General features: G+C 61.4%; 17 protein-coding genes. 8 read left to right on the forward strand and 9 right to left on the reverse strand.

Annotation, left to right across the window (positions count from 1 at the left end; translation table 11 throughout):
• Window positions 1-75 precede the first annotated feature (75 nt).
• The 3 genes from P6U23_RS32105 to P6U23_RS32115 all read right to left on the reverse strand — a co-directional run bounded on the left by P6U23_RS32105 (window position 76) and on the right by P6U23_RS32115 (window position 4,069).
• A complete protein-coding gene (locus P6U23_RS32105) occupies window positions 76-1,140 on the reverse strand; it encodes a Cache 3/Cache 2 fusion domain-containing protein (RefSeq protein WP_407176353.1) in 1,065 nt (354 codons plus the stop codon).
• A 364-nt stretch (window positions 1,141-1,504) separates the two neighbouring features.
• Entirely contained in the window at window positions 1,505-2,467 is a 963-nt protein-coding gene (locus P6U23_RS32110) for an ABC transporter substrate-binding protein (protein ID WP_407176354.1), read from the reverse strand.
• Between the two features lie 180 nt (window positions 2,468-2,647).
• Complete coding sequence (locus tag P6U23_RS32115) at window positions 2,648-4,069, reverse strand: DUF1254 domain-containing protein (RefSeq protein WP_407176355.1); 1,422 nt, start codon at window positions 4,067-4,069, stop codon at window positions 2,648-2,650.
• 349 nt (window positions 4,070-4,418) lie between these two features.
• Here P6U23_RS32115 and P6U23_RS32120 point away from each other — a divergent pair, with 349 nt between their 5' ends.
• The 3 genes from P6U23_RS32120 to P6U23_RS32130 are packed head-to-tail and all read left to right on the forward strand — an operon-like array spanning window position 4,419 to window position 6,807.
• Window positions 4,419-5,345 carry a tyrosine-type recombinase/integrase gene (locus tag P6U23_RS32120; protein ID WP_407176356.1) on the forward strand — a complete coding sequence of 309 codons (927 nt, stop codon included), beginning with the start codon at window positions 4,419-4,421 and terminating at the stop codon, window positions 5,343-5,345.
• Between the two features lie 11 nt (window positions 5,346-5,356).
• Entirely contained in the window at window positions 5,357-6,568 is a 1,212-nt protein-coding gene (locus P6U23_RS32125) for an IS91 family transposase (RefSeq protein ID WP_407176357.1), read from the forward strand.
• Window positions 6,565-6,807 carry a hypothetical protein gene (locus tag P6U23_RS32130; protein WP_407176359.1) on the forward strand — a complete coding sequence of 81 codons (243 nt, stop codon included), beginning with the start codon at window positions 6,565-6,567 and terminating at the stop codon, window positions 6,805-6,807. The genes P6U23_RS32125 and P6U23_RS32130 overlap by 4 nt, the downstream gene beginning before the upstream one ends.
• A gap of 125 nt (window positions 6,808-6,932) precedes the next feature.
• Here the strand turns inward: P6U23_RS32130 and P6U23_RS32135 are convergent, their stop codons facing one another.
• Window positions 6,933-7,958: a helix-turn-helix domain-containing protein gene (locus P6U23_RS32135; RefSeq protein ID WP_407176360.1), complete on the reverse strand. Its 1,026-nt coding sequence runs from the start codon at window positions 7,956-7,958 to the stop codon at window positions 6,933-6,935.
• A gap of 53 nt (window positions 7,959-8,011) precedes the next feature.
• Between P6U23_RS32135 and P6U23_RS32140 the strand changes: the two genes are divergently transcribed.
• Both P6U23_RS32140 and P6U23_RS32145 read left to right on the forward strand, forming a co-directional pair.
• Window positions 8,012-8,455, forward strand: coding sequence for a hypothetical protein (locus P6U23_RS32140; protein WP_407176361.1), 444 nt, complete (start codon window positions 8,012-8,014; stop codon window positions 8,453-8,455).
• Window positions 8,456-8,897: 442 nt separating this feature from the next.
• A complete protein-coding gene (locus tag P6U23_RS32145; RefSeq protein WP_407176362.1) occupies window positions 8,898-9,170 on the forward strand; it encodes an adenylate/guanylate cyclase domain-containing protein in 273 nt (90 codons plus the stop codon).
• A 1,043-nt stretch (window positions 9,171-10,213) separates the two neighbouring features.
• Here the strand turns inward: P6U23_RS32145 and P6U23_RS32150 are convergent.
• Both P6U23_RS32150 and P6U23_RS32155 read right to left on the reverse strand, forming a co-directional pair.
• On the reverse strand, window positions 10,214-11,917 hold the full coding sequence (locus P6U23_RS32150; RefSeq protein ID WP_407176363.1) for an amidohydrolase: 1,704 nt from the start codon (window positions 11,915-11,917) through the stop codon (window positions 10,214-10,216).
• Between the two features lie 89 nt (window positions 11,918-12,006).
• Entirely contained in the window at window positions 12,007-13,188 is a 1,182-nt protein-coding gene (locus P6U23_RS32155; protein WP_407176364.1) for an ABC transporter substrate-binding protein, read from the reverse strand.
• A gap of 212 nt (window positions 13,189-13,400) precedes the next feature.
• Between P6U23_RS32155 and P6U23_RS32160 the strand changes: the two genes are divergently transcribed.
• Window positions 13,401-13,994: a MarR family winged helix-turn-helix transcriptional regulator gene (locus P6U23_RS32160; protein WP_407176365.1), complete on the forward strand. Its 594-nt coding sequence runs from the start codon at window positions 13,401-13,403 to the stop codon at window positions 13,992-13,994.
• A 12-nt stretch (window positions 13,995-14,006) separates the two neighbouring features.
• On the opposite strand, the gene P6U23_RS32165 is transcribed toward P6U23_RS32160, so the two are convergent.
• Genes P6U23_RS32165 through P6U23_RS32175 form a run of 3 tightly spaced genes read right to left on the reverse strand, consistent with a single transcriptional unit; the run spans window position 14,007 to window position 16,894 of the window.
• Window positions 14,007-15,245 carry an NAD(P)/FAD-dependent oxidoreductase gene (locus tag P6U23_RS32165; RefSeq protein WP_407176366.1) on the reverse strand — a complete coding sequence of 413 codons (1,239 nt, stop codon included), beginning with the start codon at window positions 15,243-15,245 and terminating at the stop codon, window positions 14,007-14,009.
• Window positions 15,242-15,640 carry a non-heme iron oxygenase ferredoxin subunit gene (locus P6U23_RS32170; protein WP_407176367.1) on the reverse strand — a complete coding sequence of 133 codons (399 nt, stop codon included), beginning with the start codon at window positions 15,638-15,640 and terminating at the stop codon, window positions 15,242-15,244. Before P6U23_RS32170 ends, P6U23_RS32165 begins: the two co-directional genes overlap by 4 nt.
• Window positions 15,641-15,670: 30 nt before the next feature.
• On the reverse strand, window positions 15,671-16,894 hold the full coding sequence (locus P6U23_RS32175; RefSeq protein ID WP_122404531.1) for a Rieske 2Fe-2S domain-containing protein: 1,224 nt from the start codon (window positions 16,892-16,894) through the stop codon (window positions 15,671-15,673).
• Window positions 16,895-16,991: 97 nt separating this feature from the next.
• Between P6U23_RS32175 and P6U23_RS32180 the strand changes: the two genes are divergently transcribed.
• The gene (locus P6U23_RS32180) at window positions 16,992-17,867 is read left to right on the forward strand and encodes an SDR family NAD(P)-dependent oxidoreductase (RefSeq protein WP_407176368.1); all 876 of its coding nucleotides are present in this window, start codon (window positions 16,992-16,994) and stop codon (window positions 17,865-17,867) included.
• Window positions 17,868-17,881: 14 nt separating this feature from the next.
• Window positions 17,882-18,394 carry a cupin domain-containing protein gene (locus P6U23_RS32185; RefSeq protein WP_407176369.1) on the forward strand — a complete coding sequence of 171 codons (513 nt, stop codon included), beginning with the start codon at window positions 17,882-17,884 and terminating at the stop codon, window positions 18,392-18,394.
• Window positions 18,395-18,626 lie beyond the last annotated feature (232 nt).

Here is an 18,626-nt window from a genome sequence, read left to right on the forward strand (position 1 = left end):
TCACGGTTACGTTGCGCCCCTCACGCCGCCATGACGGTTTCAAATGACCGCCCCAGCTATCTCTCGGCGCCTTCGTCAATTCCGGTCGGTCGCGCGGCCGACAGTCTCCATTGGATAACCTACGTAGTAGACTCCGACCACGTTTTGCGACGAATCCCGTATCGGCTTGTAGCCGGCGACGTAAGGTTTTCCGAGAATGTCCACCTCGCCATAGAATGCTTCGCCTTTCCTGATGGACACTATCGCCTTGCCGTGGGGATCCAAAGCGGTTCCGGTCGCTCGCGAGCCATCGTCCTTCTTCACGTTGGTGGCTACGCGGACGTACTCATCACCGCTCTTCACGAAGATTGTGGCGGTACCCTGAGCTTGTTTCACGACCTCATCAACCAGGTCGAAATTGTTGTTCATCTTAGTTGAACCAAAATAAATGGCGGGCACCTCCTTGCCAGCGACCGCATCAGTCCCCTCGATCCTTGGCGGACCCAGTCTGTTCGCCAGTGACTCTAAGAGCTCCATCGCCGTCTTAACGTTCGCTTCCTGAGCTTGACCAACGTTCGCCGGAAGCATGCCCGTTCTCGATTCCGCCAACTTTTTCCCTGGCTGACCAATCGGGATCATGGCGTGCTCGTACGGCGTATTCGCCCACATCATGTACGGCCTGGTTGGATCGGGATCTGCGGCCTCCGTATACCCCAGCGCCTTGCTGGGAGGACCGAAGATCATAATGTGAGGGCCGGTGACAATCCAGTGATTGTCGGCAGCCTTTTCGGTGGCATAGGGGTCGGTATTGCTGGCACCATCATCACCGGCCAACATAAACGACATGCCCACCTTGTTCGGCGGCGACATGTGCTGCATTAGGGCATGGATGAACTCCATGCTGTTTTGATCGTTGCACATCTTGTCGGTGCCCATAATCAAACATGTGAAGCCGTTATTTCCTTCGCGAAGGGTACGCATAGTTTTTCCATCGCTTTCCACCCGAACGACTGCTGCTCCCTTTGCAACAGCTTCGGGTGCGGCGGAGAGGGCCTGGGTGATATACTCGGCATCCGACACCTGCTGATGCTCAGCATAGGCCGGGGTCCAGATTGCGAACAGCGATGCTGTAGCGACGACACTTGCTTTCAGTGCACGCATGTCTTCCTCCTCTGGCATAGAAAGAACCCAGAACCATCGACATCTGCGACGGGACTCGAATTCGCGGCACGGCCGCGAATGAGGACGAACTGTCATCTCTGGGAAACTAAAGAATAATCCGGTTCAGCGCGGGAGTCGAACGGAGATACAGGTGACCGTACGCATTTCAGGACCTCGGCGCTACCGGCGCACCGTCAAGATGTGTTTTGGCTCGGCGGTCGCCGCTGAACGTACGGCGGACAGACGGCTGCACGTCGACCCGCAATGAAGATTATGATTGGAAGCTGCGTTGCGCATCAAAGCAAAGCCAGACCGCGCGACTTCCGCAATGGGTCACAAACAGACGTATGCATTGCAGCATGCCCTATTCGATCACCCTGTCCGCCATCAGGAGCACCTGCTCCGGAATGCTCAATTCCAACGCTTTGGCGGTGCGGAGATTGACGACAAACACAAATTTCGTCGGCTGCTGGATCGGCAGCTCCGCCGGATTGGCACCCTTGAGGATAAGGTCGACGTAGTCGGCCGCCCGGATCAAGTGAGCCTTGATATCAGGCCCATACGCTATCAGCCCACCCAGATCGGGGTAAGTGCTGACCTGATACACTGTGGGCAATCGGTGTTCGAGCGCGATCGGCGGTAGAGCAGGTCGCGGCGGGTCGGCAAGCACGTACACGACATCACAAGCCGCTGCATTCATGTCAGCGAATGCCTTTTCGAGATCCTCGGGGTTCGGCGCAACGAACTGCTCGGCCCAAATGCCGACTGCTTCCGCTGTCTGAGTGGCGACTTTGATCAAAGCTGGATGGGTCGGATTGCTGGAAGCAAGGACCCCGATTTTCCGTGCCTTCGGGAAGACGAGACGAATAATGTCCAGGGTCTTTGCAGTCAGATCGCCGAACATGTTCGCCAGACCGGTAATGTTCCCGCCCGGCCGAGCGAAGCTTTTGGCGAACCCGGAGGCGACAGGATCGGTCGCCGGCGACATTACAATCGGGATCGTCGATGTCGCTCGCTGTGCCGCGGCAACAGCAGGCGTCGCTTCGGCGATGATTACGTCCGGCTTAAGTGCGACCAGCTCCGCAACCAACTCCGGCAGCAGTGAGTAGCGTCCCTTCGCCTCACGAAAGTCTATGATGAGGTTCTTGCCCTCCTGATATCCCAACGCTCTGAACTCTTCTCTCAGCCATTCGAGAAGCACGTCGCCGAGGCCGGAGGTAATCAGGCCCACGCGCCAGGGCCGCGAAGCATCGGCATTCGCGGTGGCGTTGATGGCAATCGAACAGGCCGCCACAAGGACTGTACGGCGCGTGACTGATCGATCCACGAACTTCTCCGCTTGCTTAAATGGTGCAACCCTAGCACAACCTGGCGAGGTCCGAATTGGGTCACGAGCGTCGTTTTCGGCCCGTTCGCTGGATGTCCGCTTACCCCCTAATTCCGGCGCGAGAGCAGACATTCAGAGAAGGCCGCCTCGGGCCCATTTGCGGACTCATGCACCGAGCGATCATGCCTTCTTGACCGGCGGGATTGTCCACGTCCCGTCGAGGATCGACGGCGCGTTTTCGTCCGGCCAGTACATGCGGAGCATGAGAACAAACTCGCCCGTCGGCGCCGGAAGCCAGTTCGACTCCTTGTCAGCGCCCGGTGATTCATTCTGGATGTAAAGATCGATTGAGCCATCCGAATTTGGTTTGAGGTTCTGTCGGGGGCTGATCGAGTAGCGATTGATGGGGTTGGCCACGAAGAAGTACTTGCTGTCGTACATCGTGAGGGACCAAAAGCCCTCTACCGGCGGAAACTCGCCCTTGGCGAAGTGCACCACGTACTTGTTGGCCCCGTCGTAAGTCCGGTCGTCAGCGCCCTTCAGCGAGGTCGGATAGACCGCATCTTGCGGGCGATTGGCGCCGAGACCAATAGCGGTGACAAGCGCGCGCATGAGATAGTCGGTGCCATAGAGGCCGGTCTTCGTGGTGTAGCTCCAGCCATTGACATCCTTTACGTCCTTGTTGATCTTGAATTGGAGCATGATACGGTCGAAGGCGATTTCCGGGATGCGCTTGGCAAAATCCGCGCGTAGTTTGCTCGCATCGAAATTCTTGCCGGGGACCAGGCCGATCTTGGCGTACTTGGCGACCGCCGGAGCATCGGCCGCCGACGGCGGATTGGTTTTCATGAGCTGCGAGAGCAGGCTAAAATAGGTCACCGCGTCCATGCGGTTGACTTGGTCGCGCACCGCCGTCTTCATGTCAATTGTGGGATCGATCTTTGCCTCTGGCGGCGTGTACGGCCTCCCATATGCGCTCAGGGGCACTAGCTTGCATTGATCCTGCAACTCGTGGACCGCCTTGTAATCTTCCGGTGTTCCAGTGCAGTAGATTCGGCCAAGCAGCCACACGATGTTGGTAGGCGATTTAAGCTGTTTAATGCCGTCCGGCAGCTTCCCGCTCCAACTCGGCCCGGTGATCGCGTAGGTCTGCGCGCCAGTACCAGTGGTGCGCTTGCCCGGTACCTGGAACACATTGGTCCAGCCGTCCAGCATTGGCATCAGGTAGTAGCGATCCTTCATGTCCGGGATGCTCAGAACCCACGGCTCTTTATCGACCTCGAAGAATGCAGTTGTGTAAAGCGTATCCGCATTGGGTGCGGTCACATCGCGGAAGGAGGCATTGGGATATTCACGCAGCTTAATCAGTTGCCCCATCGGGGCATGGGTGCCCTCGGGCTTGGCTACATTGGTAATAACCCTGCGCGTCATTTCCATGGTCACTAGCGGATAGCCGTAAATGTAGGCATCGGTGGCCAGCCAAAAGTCTTCAACTCCTTCGCCAAAGTTGAGTTCGCCCCAATCCGCTCTTGCAGAATTCATCCCAGGGCTGGCGATCAAGCTCAAACCAGCAAGTGTCACGGCCCGTCGGGTAAGATTCATCGAACATCTCCTATAGGCACCAAACACCCATGGCTGAGAGGTCGCATCCGCGCTATGCGATTTCGGCAGAAATCGGGAGAACCAGCTTTCATAATTTCCGAGTTGGGTTAGACCCGGAAGAACTCAGGTTGAGCAGATCAGGTCCGCTTTACCCCCAACGAGCAGACATTTAGCGCGCGTGCCCGGCCGGCCGCCACGAGCCAAGGCACAAAGTCGCTGCGCTCCAGCCCGCTGCGCGGGGGCAAGAGCCGAGGGGGCCCGGTAGCCAGTTGAGAGGATAGTGGTAGCACTAAAGAGCCCCGTCCTGAGAATCGAGGTGTTGCAACCCTCACTCAGGAAGGAGCTCTCCATGAGCGATACCAACACAGTCAGTCCGCTGCGTCAGCGTATGATCGAAGACATGGCTGCGCGCAAGCTCAACCCGCACACGCAGCGCGGCCACATTTACAGTTGCAAGCGGTTCGCCGCCTGGCTCAAACGCTCGCCGGATACAGCGACCGCCGACGAGGTGCGGCTATTTCAGCTGCACCTGATCGAGAGCGGGATGAGCATCTGCAACCGCAATCGGATCATGACCGGGGTGCGGTTCCTGTTCCGCGTCACGCTACGTCGTCACGATCTGGCGGCCGAGGTCTGGCACATCAAGGAGCCCGAGAGGCTGCCGCCGGTGCTGAGCCCTGAGGAGGTCAAGCGTGTCCTCACCATGGCGACGAGCCTGAAGGCGCGAGCGATGCTAACGCTGGCCTATGGTTGCGGATTGCGCGCCGGGGAGGTGGTGCGGCTGCGGGCGAGCGACATCGACAGCGCGCAGAAGATCATCCGCATCGTGCAGTCGAAGGGCCGCAAGGACCGGCACGTGATGCTGCCGCCGGAGGTCCTGAGGCTGTTGCGGCAATGGTGGAAGGCGGGGCCGACCGCATCCAACAACGGCGTCGCGCCCGAACAGCGCTGGCTGTTTCCCGGTCGCAGTCAACGTCAGCCACTGACCACGCGTCAGTTCAGCCGGTTGTTCAAGGAGGCCGCCAAAGCCGCGGGGCTGCGCAAGACGGTCCCGCTGCATTCGCTTCGCCACAGCTTCGCGACCCACCTGCTCGAGCGCGGCAGGGACATTCGCGTGATCCAGGCGTTGCTCGGACATTCCAAGCTTGAGACGACAGCCCGCTACAGTCGCGTGGCGATCGGACTGATTGCCAAGATCGAGAGCCCGCTCGAGGGCCTAAGCGCGCCGCGCCGCCGCCGTGCGAAGCGAGGCAGTGAGGAGCCGCCAGCGCCGTAGCGCCGCCGGCCGTGGCTCGGCCAGTTCTGGAGGTCGCGGATATCCTCCGCGACCACGGCCCTGCTTGGCGTGACGCCAATCAGGGGCATGTGAGCCTCGGGCAACTGAAGGTGATGAGTGCGATCGAGCGCTGTCGTACGGCAGCGCTCGGCGGCCACGTCGCGCGCTGCGAGAACACAGCGTGCGGCCACACCGAGATCGCCTACAACTCCTGCCGCAACCGGCATTGCCCGAAGTGCCAGGCTGCGGCGTCACGCCAATGGCTGGCCGACCGCGAAGCGGAGCTGCTGCCGGTGCCGTATTTTCATGTCGTCTACACGCTGCCGAGCGAGCTGCGTGACATCGCCTACCAGAACAAGCGTGTGATCTACAACCTGCTGATGAAGACGGCGGCCGAGACGACGCTCGCCATCGCAAGCGATCCCAAGCGCCTCGGCGCACGGATCGGTATCACGGCCGTGCTGCACACCTGGGGCTCGGCGCTCACCCATCATCCGCACGTGCACATGATCGTGCCGGGTGGCGGGCTCTCGCTCGATAACAGGCGATGGATCGCCGCGCGCTCCGACTTCCTCGTCCATGTCAACGTGCTGGCGCGCCTGTTCCGCGGCAAGATGCTGGCGATGCTCATGCAGGCGCACGCCGCCGGCGCGCTGAAGTTCTTCAACACCCATGCCGGGCTCGCCGACAAGACAACGTTCAAGCGCTTCATCGCGCCGCTGCGGCGCATCAGATGGGTGGTCTATTGCAAGGCCCCGTTCGCGGGGCCCGCGCAGGTGCTGCGCTATCTCTCCCGTTACACCCATCGTGTCGCCATCTCCAACCGCCGCCTCGTTGCAGCCGACGACGAGGCGATTGCGTTCCGCTGGAAGGACTATCGCGTCAGCGGCCCCGACCGCTGGAAGACGATGCGGCTTCACCCGCACGAGTTCATCAGGCGCTTCCTGCTGCACGTGCTGCCCACGGGTTTCCACCGCATCCGCCACTACGGGCTCTTTGCCTCCACCAACCGCGCCGAGAGCATCGCAACCGCCCGCGCACTCCTCAATGTCGCCCCGTCTGCCGCCGATCCCCAACAAGAGCCGGATGTTGCGCCGGATACGCCGCATGTGCTGCCGTGCCCTTGTCCCCGCTGTGGCGCACGCATGATCGTCATCGAGACCTTCGCACGCGGCTGCGCGCCGAGCTGGCGACCAACACCGATCAGGATCGACACGTCATGACCAACACCGCGTGTAAGCCCTGCAGTTTTCCCGGGCCGATCCGCTGGCTCCACGCCGGCAGCGATCTCGCTCAACCCAATGGCATCTATCAGTGCGCGGATCGTGCGTCGATGCGCTCCGAACAGCCACCAAAAAGCCTATTGCGCCCTGCCGATCTCCTGTCCGTGCAGACACCCTGGTCGAATCCTGCCGGCATCACCTCGACCATCGAGATCGGCGCCAACATCAAATCCCCATAGCACTCGCTGCCCGGCCAGTGCCCAACTTCCCGCGACTTCGTGCCTTGGCGCTTTTTGGACGCCGGTCAGTTGAGCGTGCGGAGCCTCCTCGTTGCCGGCGTCCAAAAACCTGCACACTTCCGGACTCATGCATCGCAGCAAATTGCGTCCCCTTTCGTGAAGTCCTTGGCACTGATGAGCAAAGGGCGACCCGGATGGACTTCAAATTGCTCCGAAGGGCGCTGCAACGTCTCCGATGGCGACTCCCCGAACAGTGCACGATAGGCGACCGAAAAGCGGCCGAGCTCCCAAAAGCCTTGATCAGTGACAATGCGAGTCACGGTTGACTTCGACGGATCCGCGCGCAGCAACGAGTGACGCACGAGGTGCATTCGACGGAGTGTGAGAAAACGGATCGGCCCCATGCCCAGATGCTCCTCACAGCAGGCGCGAAGTGTTCGCTCCGCGACGCCGATAGCTGCACAGATTTCGGCGAGATAAAGGGGGCGGTCGGGATTTGCCTCAAGAAACTCTTCGAACCGCGCGATGATTGCATCATGGCGTCGGCCGTGAGTGCTAGTCTTTGCGTCAACCGCATCGGCGAGCCATCTGACCATGACGTGCACGAGTTCGTTCTCCAGCGCGCGAAGCACCTCCGGCAGTTGGAAAATATCAGGAGTGTCGTGTGCGAGCTGCCCGATCGCCCGGTGTAACTTCAGCAGCCGTGACATCAATTGAGGATGCGGATGAAAAATGCGCCGTTCTGAGTCTTCCATCAACTCGCAGCCAATTATCGCCTCGACTGCATTATCAAATTCATCGGTTGGGATAGACATCGAGCCGTAGTCAAGGCCGGGGTCGCATCGTCGATGCTCAGCTTCAAGCGTGTTGACAATGATGTCGCCTGGCGTGACCTCAATTCCGCAGTGATGATACAATGACAAATTGGACTCGCTAAGAAAGCCGATCGATAGACGACCGGGCTTGCTTGTGGCCGTACTAACTGTTGGCGAGGATAAGCGAGTATGTTGCAACCAAAGCCGGCTCATGGCGACCTGGATCATCTCGATCCGAAACTCTTTCGTCGTGGGAAGTACTTCAATGTAAGAGTACGGAAAGGCTGCTTGGCACGGCAGCGGATCGGTAAAGGTAAGAACTCTACTCCACGCCACTTCCGCTCTCCCAAAAACAAAACTACGATTTCGCGGGCAACAAGCGTAATTGGTTGGTCAATAAATCTTCGGATCGCAAATGGTGGCAGCGATCGCAGTTGTATGCTAACTCTGCTATTACTTCTGATCAATATACCTATTTTGACGGCGGCGACATTGCCGAACGACATCCGGTGGCATCTTCATTCCTGGCATGCCAGCGCTTTCAAATTCACGCCGAGCAGCCGGTCGGACAATCCACCAGAACAGTTTTGATCAACGGAGGCATTGCTCTGCCGGACGACAACAGTATCGGTTCTTCGGAGCCTCCGAGGCCGATCGCTCATCATCGGCACAATCCCAAATCGACGAAGGTCACGACCGCTACACGTCCCAAGTCGGCGAAGGCAACTGTTGCCAAGCGAACTGCCATTTCCGCCAGCGATATCGAGCCCCATCGGCTCAAGGCATTTGGCCGCTTGCGTAGGGCTTTGAATTCGACGGACTGCGAAGTCTGAGGACGCTATGAGCACGGCAGATCGAAGTCGAACAATCTGTGTTCGTGGTCCGCTCCGGGTCATGCGCGTCGATTTGGCTGTACCAGAGCCATGTTCGGCTCTACCCCCTGACAGCAGACATGAAGAAGAGCGTTATTCGGTCGAAAAGGTCCAGGAACGGCCTTTACACCACTGGCGCTAAACGCTGCCTGATGCATTTGGCGGTCAGTGAGGCTACGATCGGATCGATGACCAACGGCAAGGTGAAGGGGCTGACCACCATGCTGTGTGCCGATGCGCACGGCTATTCTCGTTTCATGGGAGCAGACGAAGCGGGAACGTTGGACATGCTTCGCCGCTACCGCAGCACCATTGCAGGACCGGTCGAGCGCCATGACGGGCGGATCGTGAACACTTGGGGCGATGCGCGTGATCGCCGAGTTTCGCCGGCGTTGTCGAGGCCGTGCAGTGTGCGGTTGAGATTCAGCAGGAAATTTCCAAGCAGGAGTCGGACCCACCTCAGGCGCTCCAGATGCGGCTTCGCATCGGCATCAATTTAGGAGATGTGATGCTGGACGGTTCCGACATCTTTGGCGACGGTGTCAATGTCGCGGCGCGGCTGCAAAAACTGGCTGAGGCCGGTGGCGTCGTGGTCTTCGGTTCCGTCTACGATCAGGTGTACAATAAACTGTCCCTTCGCTTTTATAGTCTCGGCCGGCAACCGCCGTTGCAGTAACCCTCACCGTCTCGGGCTTTCTGATTCTGATGAATGTTTTCACCGGTCTGCACAGAATCTGGTTTCATTTGCCGGTCGTAGTACTGGCATCCAGCGGACACTGCGTCGGCACAGACCTGCTACGGACAGAAATGACGATCGTCGAATGCGTCGAGAGCGAGTGGCTCGGCTGTTGCAGAAGCTCCGCATCTTGCACGATGCCGAAGAGTCATCTTGTTCGAAAATGAGACACCCTCGCTCGCAGTTAACCATATTATTTGATTCTGGCGGGTAACCTTGTTCTTTGGTTAATGATCAGTAATCTTCGCGAGGGGCAGAGTAGCGTCGCAGGAGTACTGTCATCATGAAATACGGCATCTTTGTCCTTGCGCTTGGCCTTGTGTGGACATCGCAAGCTTCGGCGCAATCCGTTTATGTCGCGCCGGGAGGCGTCTACATCGCGTCTGCCAACGTTCATGTTGGGGCCGGAAACGGTTACCCAACTTCTTATGGCGCGCCTGGCGCCGCGTACTACGGGCCCTATGATACAGCACCCACATACGCGCCGGGTTATGTGCCCCCGGGACCGATATATAGAGCACCCGCCTTCTATGAGGGCGAAGGCTATGGATCAGTGTATTCGACACATCCGGGCTACATTGACCAGTTCTATATGGCCGCGGAGGAACTTCCGCCGCGGCCGCCCGCCCCTGTGCCCTACAACAACCGAGCGCGTTGTGGCTTCAATCAATCCTATGGTCGGTTGGGATACTGCGACTGATATTGCCGCGACAGAGGGCGGTTTAGCGGCGAGCCGTCCTTTGTCTTTCTTGGGGCGATGCGTGTTCGGCAGTCCGCAACTGCCGTCTGCGGCGCCATTCGCAAATCAGACTTTATGACATAACTCGGCCAATGACCAACTCGCCCGCACTCATCTTTCCATGGTGCGGGGCCCACCGACGGCACTCCAATCCTTCGCTATTGCCGCCGACACTCGGCACCGTTGGCAAACTGATAAGCTTTGCGACCAAACCTTATCAGTCGACGAACCGACTGCATCTGGGTCAGCGTTGAAAGACGAGTTTGCCTCCGACCAGCGTGACATCCGCCTTGATGTCTTTGATCTGCTCTTCCGGAATGGTCATGTAGTCCGCGGAAAGGACCGCGAGGTCTGCAAGCTTGCCCGGCTGTATCGTACCTTTGCGTGCTTCGTCGAACGTGTAGCGCGAAGCTGCCGACGTGTAGAGACGGAGCGCCTGTTCGCGAGTGATTGCTTCCGCGGGGCCGTACACGCTTCCATTGGGATCTTTCCGCGTCACCATGATGTACATGTTGAGGAACGGGTTGATCGGGTTGACGGGGAAGTCGGTTCCGGCGCCGAGGCTGTCCAGCCCCATTTTTTCGATCAAGGTCTTGGTCGGCACGGCGCGATCGGCGGTCGGCCGTCCCAGGAAGCGCTCGACGGTCGCGGCCTTATCCCACATGAAGACGTTCTGGAAATCGACCCTGACCCCCAGCTTGTGAGCGCGCTCCATCTGCTCGGGCCTGATCAGACTCGCGTGAATGAGAACGAAACGACGGTCCCGGATGGACCTTTCCTTGTCGGCAGCTTCGAAAGCATCGAGCACCTGGTCGATACCGAGATCGCCGACGACGTGCACGCCTACACGCCAGCCGTAGCGATTGCAGATCGAGACGAGCTGCATGAGCCGTTCGGGCGTTTGCTGGGCGATGCCATGGTAGTCATCGTGCGAGTCCGGATAGACATCGCGCATAAGCGCCGTCTTCAGGGTCATGCCGCCATCGTAGAAGATCTTGATGCCGGCGAACTTAACCCAGTCGTCGCCAAAGCCTGATGAAGCTCCGTTGCCCGACATGATCGCCTCCCAAGCGGTCAGCTCGGCGGGCGGCTCGGGTCTGAACATCAATCCCGTCCGCAACGTCGCCTGTCCGGACGCGGCGATCTTCTGCAGCGTGCGGACGTCGCGCGCTTCCGTGGCGCCTTCGACCGCGCTTGTGATCCCGAAACTGTTCAGTGCCCCCTCCGCGAGCGTGAACTGCCTGATTTCGTCGTCTTCGGTCCACGGCGGAACAGCGTTCTCGACCCGGTCGATCGCAGTCTCGACGAGGACGCCGGTCAGTTCACCGGCGGCGTCGCGCTCGAAGGAACCGCCGCTCGGGTTCGGGGTGGTCTTGTCAACCCCTGCCTTCTGCAGGGCCATCGTGTTCGCCATGGAGAAATGACCGACGGTCCGCAGATAGACGGGATTGTCGGGGGCGACGCGATCGATCTCCTGCCTTGTTAGATACCGTTTCTCGGCGAGTTGCGACGGCGGGTGCCACGCACCGCCCACAATCCAGTCGCCCGGCTTCTTCTTGGCCACGAACGTCTTGATCGCCTCGAGCGCTTCGGCCACCGTCTTCGCGCGGCTCATGTTGACGACATAGTCGGCGAGACCGGCCGCCTTGAAGTGAGCGTGAGTATCGATCAGGCCGGGAATCACGGTCTTGCCGGACACATCGAGCACTTGCGTGCGCGCTCCGGCGAGCGAGCGGATGTATGCGCTGCTACCGGTCGCGAGAATTTTTCCGTCCCGAACGGCGATCGCCTCGGTCACGCTGGATCGTTCATCGAGGGTCAGAACTTTTCCGTTGACGAGGACGAGATCGGGCGAGTTGACATCTCCTTGCTGGGCAGCAGCGGGCGCTGCACCCGCGAATAGAATTCCTGCACCGAGCATCGCGAGCGCCGCCGACCTGCAAATCATTTCAACCTCCCGATCGTTGTGTTCAATACCGGAGAGCTCAGGGACGGCCGCTAGCGGCCGGCCCCGCTTCGCCACACTATCGGTGGCCCTCATTGCGCGCCGATGGTACCGGACATCGGAACCCAGCGCTCGCCGTCGAAACGCTGCGGGCGCAGCGAGGTGATCAGGCGATAATCATCCGGGCTGATGTTGACGGTGATGCCCGGGATCAGGCCCGGCAGCGCCACGTTCTTCAGCGCAGTGGCCTGCTTCATGATGTTCTGCCGGGAGAGATCGTTACCGCAGGCCTCGATGACCTTGGTCATGAGAACAGCGACGTTCCATCCGGTGAAGTTGAGCTGATCCTCGATATCGCCCTCGGGATAATACTTCCTCATGAAAGCCAGCCACTCCAGATATGCGGGATCGTTGGCCCATTCGGGATCACCGACCGACTTGGTCGGCGTCGCCGAGATCGCCCCTTTGGCGTTGTCGAGCCCGGCCGGCTTGAGGATCGTCGGCACGAAGTTGCTGCCGATCGGCAGGAACTGCTGCGCGCGCCAGCCGAGCTCGCCCGCTTTGCGGATCGCCTGCGAGGTAAATTTGCTGGTCGACGCATTGAGGAAGACGTTGGCGTTGGTGCTCGCCAGCGCCACGACCTGCGAATCGACCGTGGGCGACGTGACTTCGTAAGGCGACGCCGCGACAATCTCGGCCTTGGGATCGAGCCGGGCCAGTTCGGTCTTGAAGCTGCGAAGATATTCGCGGCCGTAGTCGTCGTTCTGGTACAACACGGCCACGCGCGCACCGGGCGTGTGCTCGGCCACCAACCGCGCGTAGATCGCAGCCTCGGTGCTGAACAGCGTCATCCCCGAGACCGTATAAGGACTGGTCTTCGGATCGGCAAAGCGCTCGCTGGCCGCGAACACGAACAGCTGAGGGATCTTGGCGTTGAGATATTTCTGGACCGCGGCGTTCTGTGCGGTTCCCATGCTGCCGAAGATCGCGACCGCCTCGTCATTTTCAATCAGCCGGCGCGTCTGCTCTACCGCCTTCGGCGGACTATAGCCATCGTCAAGCGAGATCAGCTTGACCTTGTGGCCATTGATGCCGCCGCGATCGTTGATCATCTGGAAATAGCGGGTCTGCACCTTGCCGACGGCGCTCAGGGCCGACGCCGGCCCGCTATAGGGCATGGTCTGCCCGAGAACCAGTTCAGTCTCCGCCGCCCTGGCCGAAGCCCAAGCAGACAGTGCAACTGCCAACACCAATGTCGCACCAAGTCCGCGCATACGCTCCCTCCTCTAGTTTTCTTACCGGGAATATTCTTCCTAGGAAGGTATTTGTCAGCGACGCAAGTCGACAATTGGCCGCTGCGTTGTAGTCATGCACAGGGCCGGAGCGATACCGGAAACTGCGAGGCGACACCTGAATTTGGCGGTGCTAGATTGCTGCGACGCATGATGCCGGCGCGATCGCCCGCAGTGAAGGGGACTGGAAGGGAATGAAGAAGAGCAGCGTGTCACACCGCGCCGAACCCGCGATCAAGCAGTCGCCATCACCTGACAGCACCCTTTACGACGATATCGAGGCCGCGTGGTTGGAGCAACGGCCCGACCTCGACCTCGCCGCCGCCTGCACCTTGCTGCGGCTGGAGCGCGTCAACCAGCTCCACGAAATGCGCCTGCAGGACATAGCGAAGGCGGTCGGGCTGCAGATCGGCGAGCTGTATGTGCTGCTGGCGCTGCGGCGCTCGGGCAAACCGTACGAGCTGCGTCCCACCGACCTGTTCCGGGCCCTGCTCGTCACATCGGGCGCGATGACCAAGCGCGTCGCGCGGCTGCAGGAAGGCGGCTTCGTGCTGCGCGTCTCTGCCAACGACGACGGCCGCTCCGAGCTGGTCCGCCTCACCGCCAAGGGTCTCGCGACCGCCGACCGCGGCATCGCCGAGGTGGCAAGGGTCGTCGCGCGCACGATCGAGGCAAGCGGGCTGACCAAGGCGGAGATCGCGATGCTCGACCGCTGCCTGCGCAAGCTGCTGGCGGTGCGGACGACGAAAACGCCGAAGAAGTCCGGCCGGCTTACGGCGGTGGACTAACTGCGGTCCCCGCTACACGACGGCGCTGACACCCGCCTTCAGCAGTGATCTGAGATCGCATGAACTGTCCTCGGCCTGGCTCGGCGTCGGCGAAATGCCCGCTGCTATCAGGCGCCGCGCCACCATCTGATCCCCGGGATTGTTGATGCTGTCGACGCCGACCAGCCTGCCCTGCCGGTAATTGAACACTGAGAACCGGCCAGCTTCGATCGAGCCGCGGATCACAATGCGGTCCCTGCGCGCGCCATGACCGACGATCTGAAGCTTGAGATCGTGCTGATCCGACCAGAACCGCGGCACGCTGTTGTATGGTTCATGGCTTTCCACGATCGCAAGCCCGACGGTGCGTCCCTGGTCCTGCGCGTGCTGAACCGACTCCAGCCTGATCCAGTCCTCAGCAAACCGGTTGAAGTGCGTGGTGCAGTCGCCCGCGGCGTAGATGCTCTTGCGTGTGGTTTGCCCGTTCTGATCCACCACAATGCCATTGGCGCATCGGAGCCCGGCAGCGGCGGCGAGCTCGTGGTTCGGGATGCCGCCGATGCCGACGACGACCAGGTCCGTGCCGAGGCGGACGCCGCCGTCCAGTTCGACCGCCACCACTCGTCCCCCATCGCCGACCATTGCCGAAACAGACGTGCCGAGCTTCACCGCGACGCCTGCCCGGGTATGGATGTCGAGCAGGAAGCGCGACACCACCGGAGACACCGCCCGCTCAAGCAGCCGGGAGGCGACCTCGATCACCGCCACCCGCTTACCGAGCCTGGCCGCAGACGAAGCCACCTCGAGACCGATGAAGCCGCCGCCGACGATCACGATCTCGCTCGTCCGGCCGAACCGCGCCTTGAGATCGGCGGCATCTGCGGCCGATCGGAGATAGCAGACCCCGTCGAGTTCGGCCCCGCGGACGGCTACCCGCCGCGCGCGCGAGCCGGTGGCGATGACCAGCCTGTCGAAGCCCAGTACGGCGCCGTCGGCCAGCACTACTCTTTCTGCATGGCGGTCGACTGCGACGACACGGTGACCCAGCAGCAGTTCAATCCGATTTCTCGCGAAAACAGCCACATCGCGCAGAATGAGCCTCTCGGCGCTGACCTGATCAAGCAAGAACTCCTTCGAAAGCGGCGGCCGTTGATAGGGCAGCAACGTCTCGTCGGCGACCACGATCACCGGTTCGGCATAGCCGGCCTCGCGCGCGGTGAGCGCGGCCTCGATGCCGGCGTAGGATGCACCGATGACGACAAGGCCGCTCATGGCTTGACGTCGACGCCGCCGTCATCGGCGGCTTGCAGGGCAGCGTTGCCGTCGAACTCGACATAGACCTCGCCGTCACGGATCTCGACCTTGAACGCCTTGATGTCCTTGTAGGCGCCGGACTGGCATTTTCCGTCACGGACATCGAACATCGCCCCATGTAGCGGGCATTCGATCACATGGCCTTCGAGAAACCCCGTCGACAGCAGCGCAAATGCGTGCGAGCAGACGTCATCGGTGGCGAAGACGTCGTCGTCAACTTTGTAGAGCGCCACGCGCCGCTCGCCTACCCTGAAGCCCAACGGTTCCCCTTCCGACAGTTTCGCGGCGGCGCAGAGATGGTGCCAGTCATGTGATGTCGTCTCCGGAGCCGAGCTGAGAATGGGCGCGAACACGACGTCTGCGCCCCGTGGGTTCTGATCCATTCAGCGTGGAATTTGCCGCCAATCCTCGGAGGCGGAGGCGAGCCGGCCGCCGACGGCGCGGATGTCCTTGTAGGACATGGTCTCGCTCTGGCCGCTCTTCGGGGGCTTTCCCGCCATGAAGCCCCGCACCTCGTCGAGCAGCTGGCGACGCACCCTGACGATCGCCTGGTCCGCCGAGCACAGATATTCCTGCGAACGATCGACTATCGGGCCCATGCTGACCATGACAACGAAATCCTCGATGACGATCTCATGGAAGCCGGTGCTGTTGCCGGCATCCATGATCTGGCGGTTCTGGCCCCAATTGTTTGATTGATCGCCCGGCAGGCCGCCGGCCATCGGCCACTGGTTGGCACGCTGCACCTTGCGCCAGGAATCCACCGGCTTCTCCGGATTGTAGAAGATGTACCACTGGATCAGGTTCTCGTCGTCGATCGGCACCGCGATGATCGCTGTGCGATCCTGCTGAGGTCCGGAGAAGATCGGCGCGATCAAGCCGTAGTACGGCATAACGAACTCGGTGACGCGGGCGAGGCACGATCCGTCGGGCGCGGTGCGCAATGCCGCGGCACGGAAGCCATAGGGCTTCTTCTCGAACTCGTAGGCGACTTCGGTGTTGACCCGCGTTGCGCCGAAGTCGGTCGACGAGGTCGCGGTCCAGCTCTGGTGCAGCAGCGCGACATGCGAGGAATCGATGGTGGCCTCGACGCCCTGCAGCCAGTTTGCCTTCAGCTCGATTCCGGCGGCGTAGACCTGGTCCGGCGGCAGATCCATCCATTCAAAGTCCGGCGCGGGCGGCGCGTCGCCTTCGCCGAGCCAGACCCAGATCAACCCGGCGCCCTCGCGCGTCGGATAGGCCTTCGCTTTGACGGTCTTGGCAAACTCCTTCGGATTGTTCGGCTCGTTGGGAACGTCCAGCACCGCGCCATCGGCGCGGATCTTCCAGCCGTGAAACAGGCACGTGAGCGAGCAGTCATCGATGCGCGCGAGCGCGAGCGAGGCGCCACGATGCGGACAGGCCTCGTCGAGAAATCCGACGGTGCCGTCCTTGCCCCGGAACGCCACGAAGTTGCGGCCGAACAGCTTGACCCGCACCGGCGCCTCGCCCTTGCGCACGCGCACCGAGAGCACTGCCGGTAGCCAGTAATGCTGGCGCAACATCCGTCCCATCGGCGCGTCGCCCGTGACGCGGCACAGCAATTCGTTCTCTTCCCTCGTGACCATCGCGAACCTCCCTGGTTGACGCCTCCGGCGTTCCTACTATCTTCCTAGGAAGATTGTTGTCAAGTTATCTTCCAGGAAAGCCATATCGGGGAATCGCATGACCAAGGGATGGCTTGGAGACTGCATCGCGCTGGTGACAGGAGGAAGCCGCGGCGTCGGCAAGGGTGTGGCCATCGGCCTCGCCGAAGCCGGCGCGACCGTGATCGTCACGGCGCGCACCCGGAATAGCGGCGGATCGGAATGGCCGGGCTCGCTCGACGAGACCATCGCCGCGATCAACACGGCCGGCGGCCGCGGCATCGGCGTCCTGTGCGATCACTCGGACGATGCAGCGGTGCGCGAGGTGTTCGACCTCGTCCGGCGCGACCACGGCCGGCTCGACGTTCTCGTCAACAACGTGTTTGCGGCGCCGAACGCGATGCCGGTCAACGTCCCGTTCTGGCAGGTGCCGGCCTCGCTATGGGACACCATGCATCGCGTCGGCCTGCGCTCGCATTTCGTCGCCAGCCAGTTCGCCGTGCCGCTGATGCTGCCGCAGCAGCGCGGCCTGATCATCAATACGTCCTCGGGCGGCGGCGTGCGCTACACGTTCAACGTTCCGTTCGGCGTGCAGAAATCGGGCGTCGACCGGATGGCGCGCGACATGGCGCATGAGCTGAAGCCGTTCGGCATTGCCGCGGTCTCGATCTGGCCCGGCTACATCAAGAGCGAGAAGCTTGCGGCGCAGCCGGGCCGCGTGCCGCCGGCGCTCGGCAAACTGATTGCCGAGCGCGGCGAGACGCCGGTGTTCGCCGGGCGCGCGGTCGCCGCGCTCGCCGCCGATCCCGGCGTGATGGCCAAAAGCGGCCAGATCCTGCTCGCCTCGGAGTTGGCGGCCGAATACGGCTTCACCGATGTCGACGGCAAGGTCCCGCCGCCGCCGAGCCGCGATCCCGCGCCGCTGTCCGTGTTCACGCCAAACGTCGCGACCTGAGGGAGGAGAAACCCATGCGGATCGCAATCGCAGCCCTGGCGCCGTTCGCGGAGCGCGACTGGCACCGGCTGTCACTAGCCGTCGTCACCGGCTTCGCCTGCGCGGCCGGGATCATCAAGACCCTCACGCTGGCGATGAGCGCGACAACAGCATTCCGGGTGCCGCTGTGCGCCGAGATGTCATCGTCGGGCACGTCGCTCAACAAGGTCGAGGTGATTTCCTCGCACGCGCTGCCGAATGTACCGGGCAGGCGCGTCACGGTGGTGCGCGTCAGCTACGGGCCAGGCGGCTTCACGCCGCCGCACCGCCACGGCGGCTCGGTGACCGCCTGCATCACCAAAGGTCAGGTCCGCTCACAGCTGAGCGGTGGCCCGCTGGAGACGTTCGAGGTAGGGCAATCGTTCTTCGAACCGCGCGGCGCGACGCATCTCGTTTCCGCCAACGCGAGCAACACCGAACCGGCCGAACTGATAGCCATCTTTGTCGCTGATGAGGGAGCTGAATTGACTACCCTTCTCGAGCCATAGTTCAACGGACCGGCCGGCTTCTGCTGTCCAACGGGGCCGAAGAACACGGTCTCGCGGTCGCTCTGCGGATCGACGTCGAGACTGTGGACGACAATGCCGGCCCGAACTCCGCGCCGTGACGAGAGTTGCTGCGCCTTCCGACGGACAGCTGGGTCGGCACCGGGTCATCGGCCTTGACCGTCTACGGATAAACTGGCGCCATTTCCTTTGCTCCAAAGCGGAGGGGCCATCG

Source organism: Bradyrhizobium sp. STM 3562 (genome assembly GCF_045571435.1).
Taxonomy (GTDB): domain Bacteria; phylum Pseudomonadota; class Alphaproteobacteria; order Rhizobiales; family Xanthobacteraceae; genus Bradyrhizobium.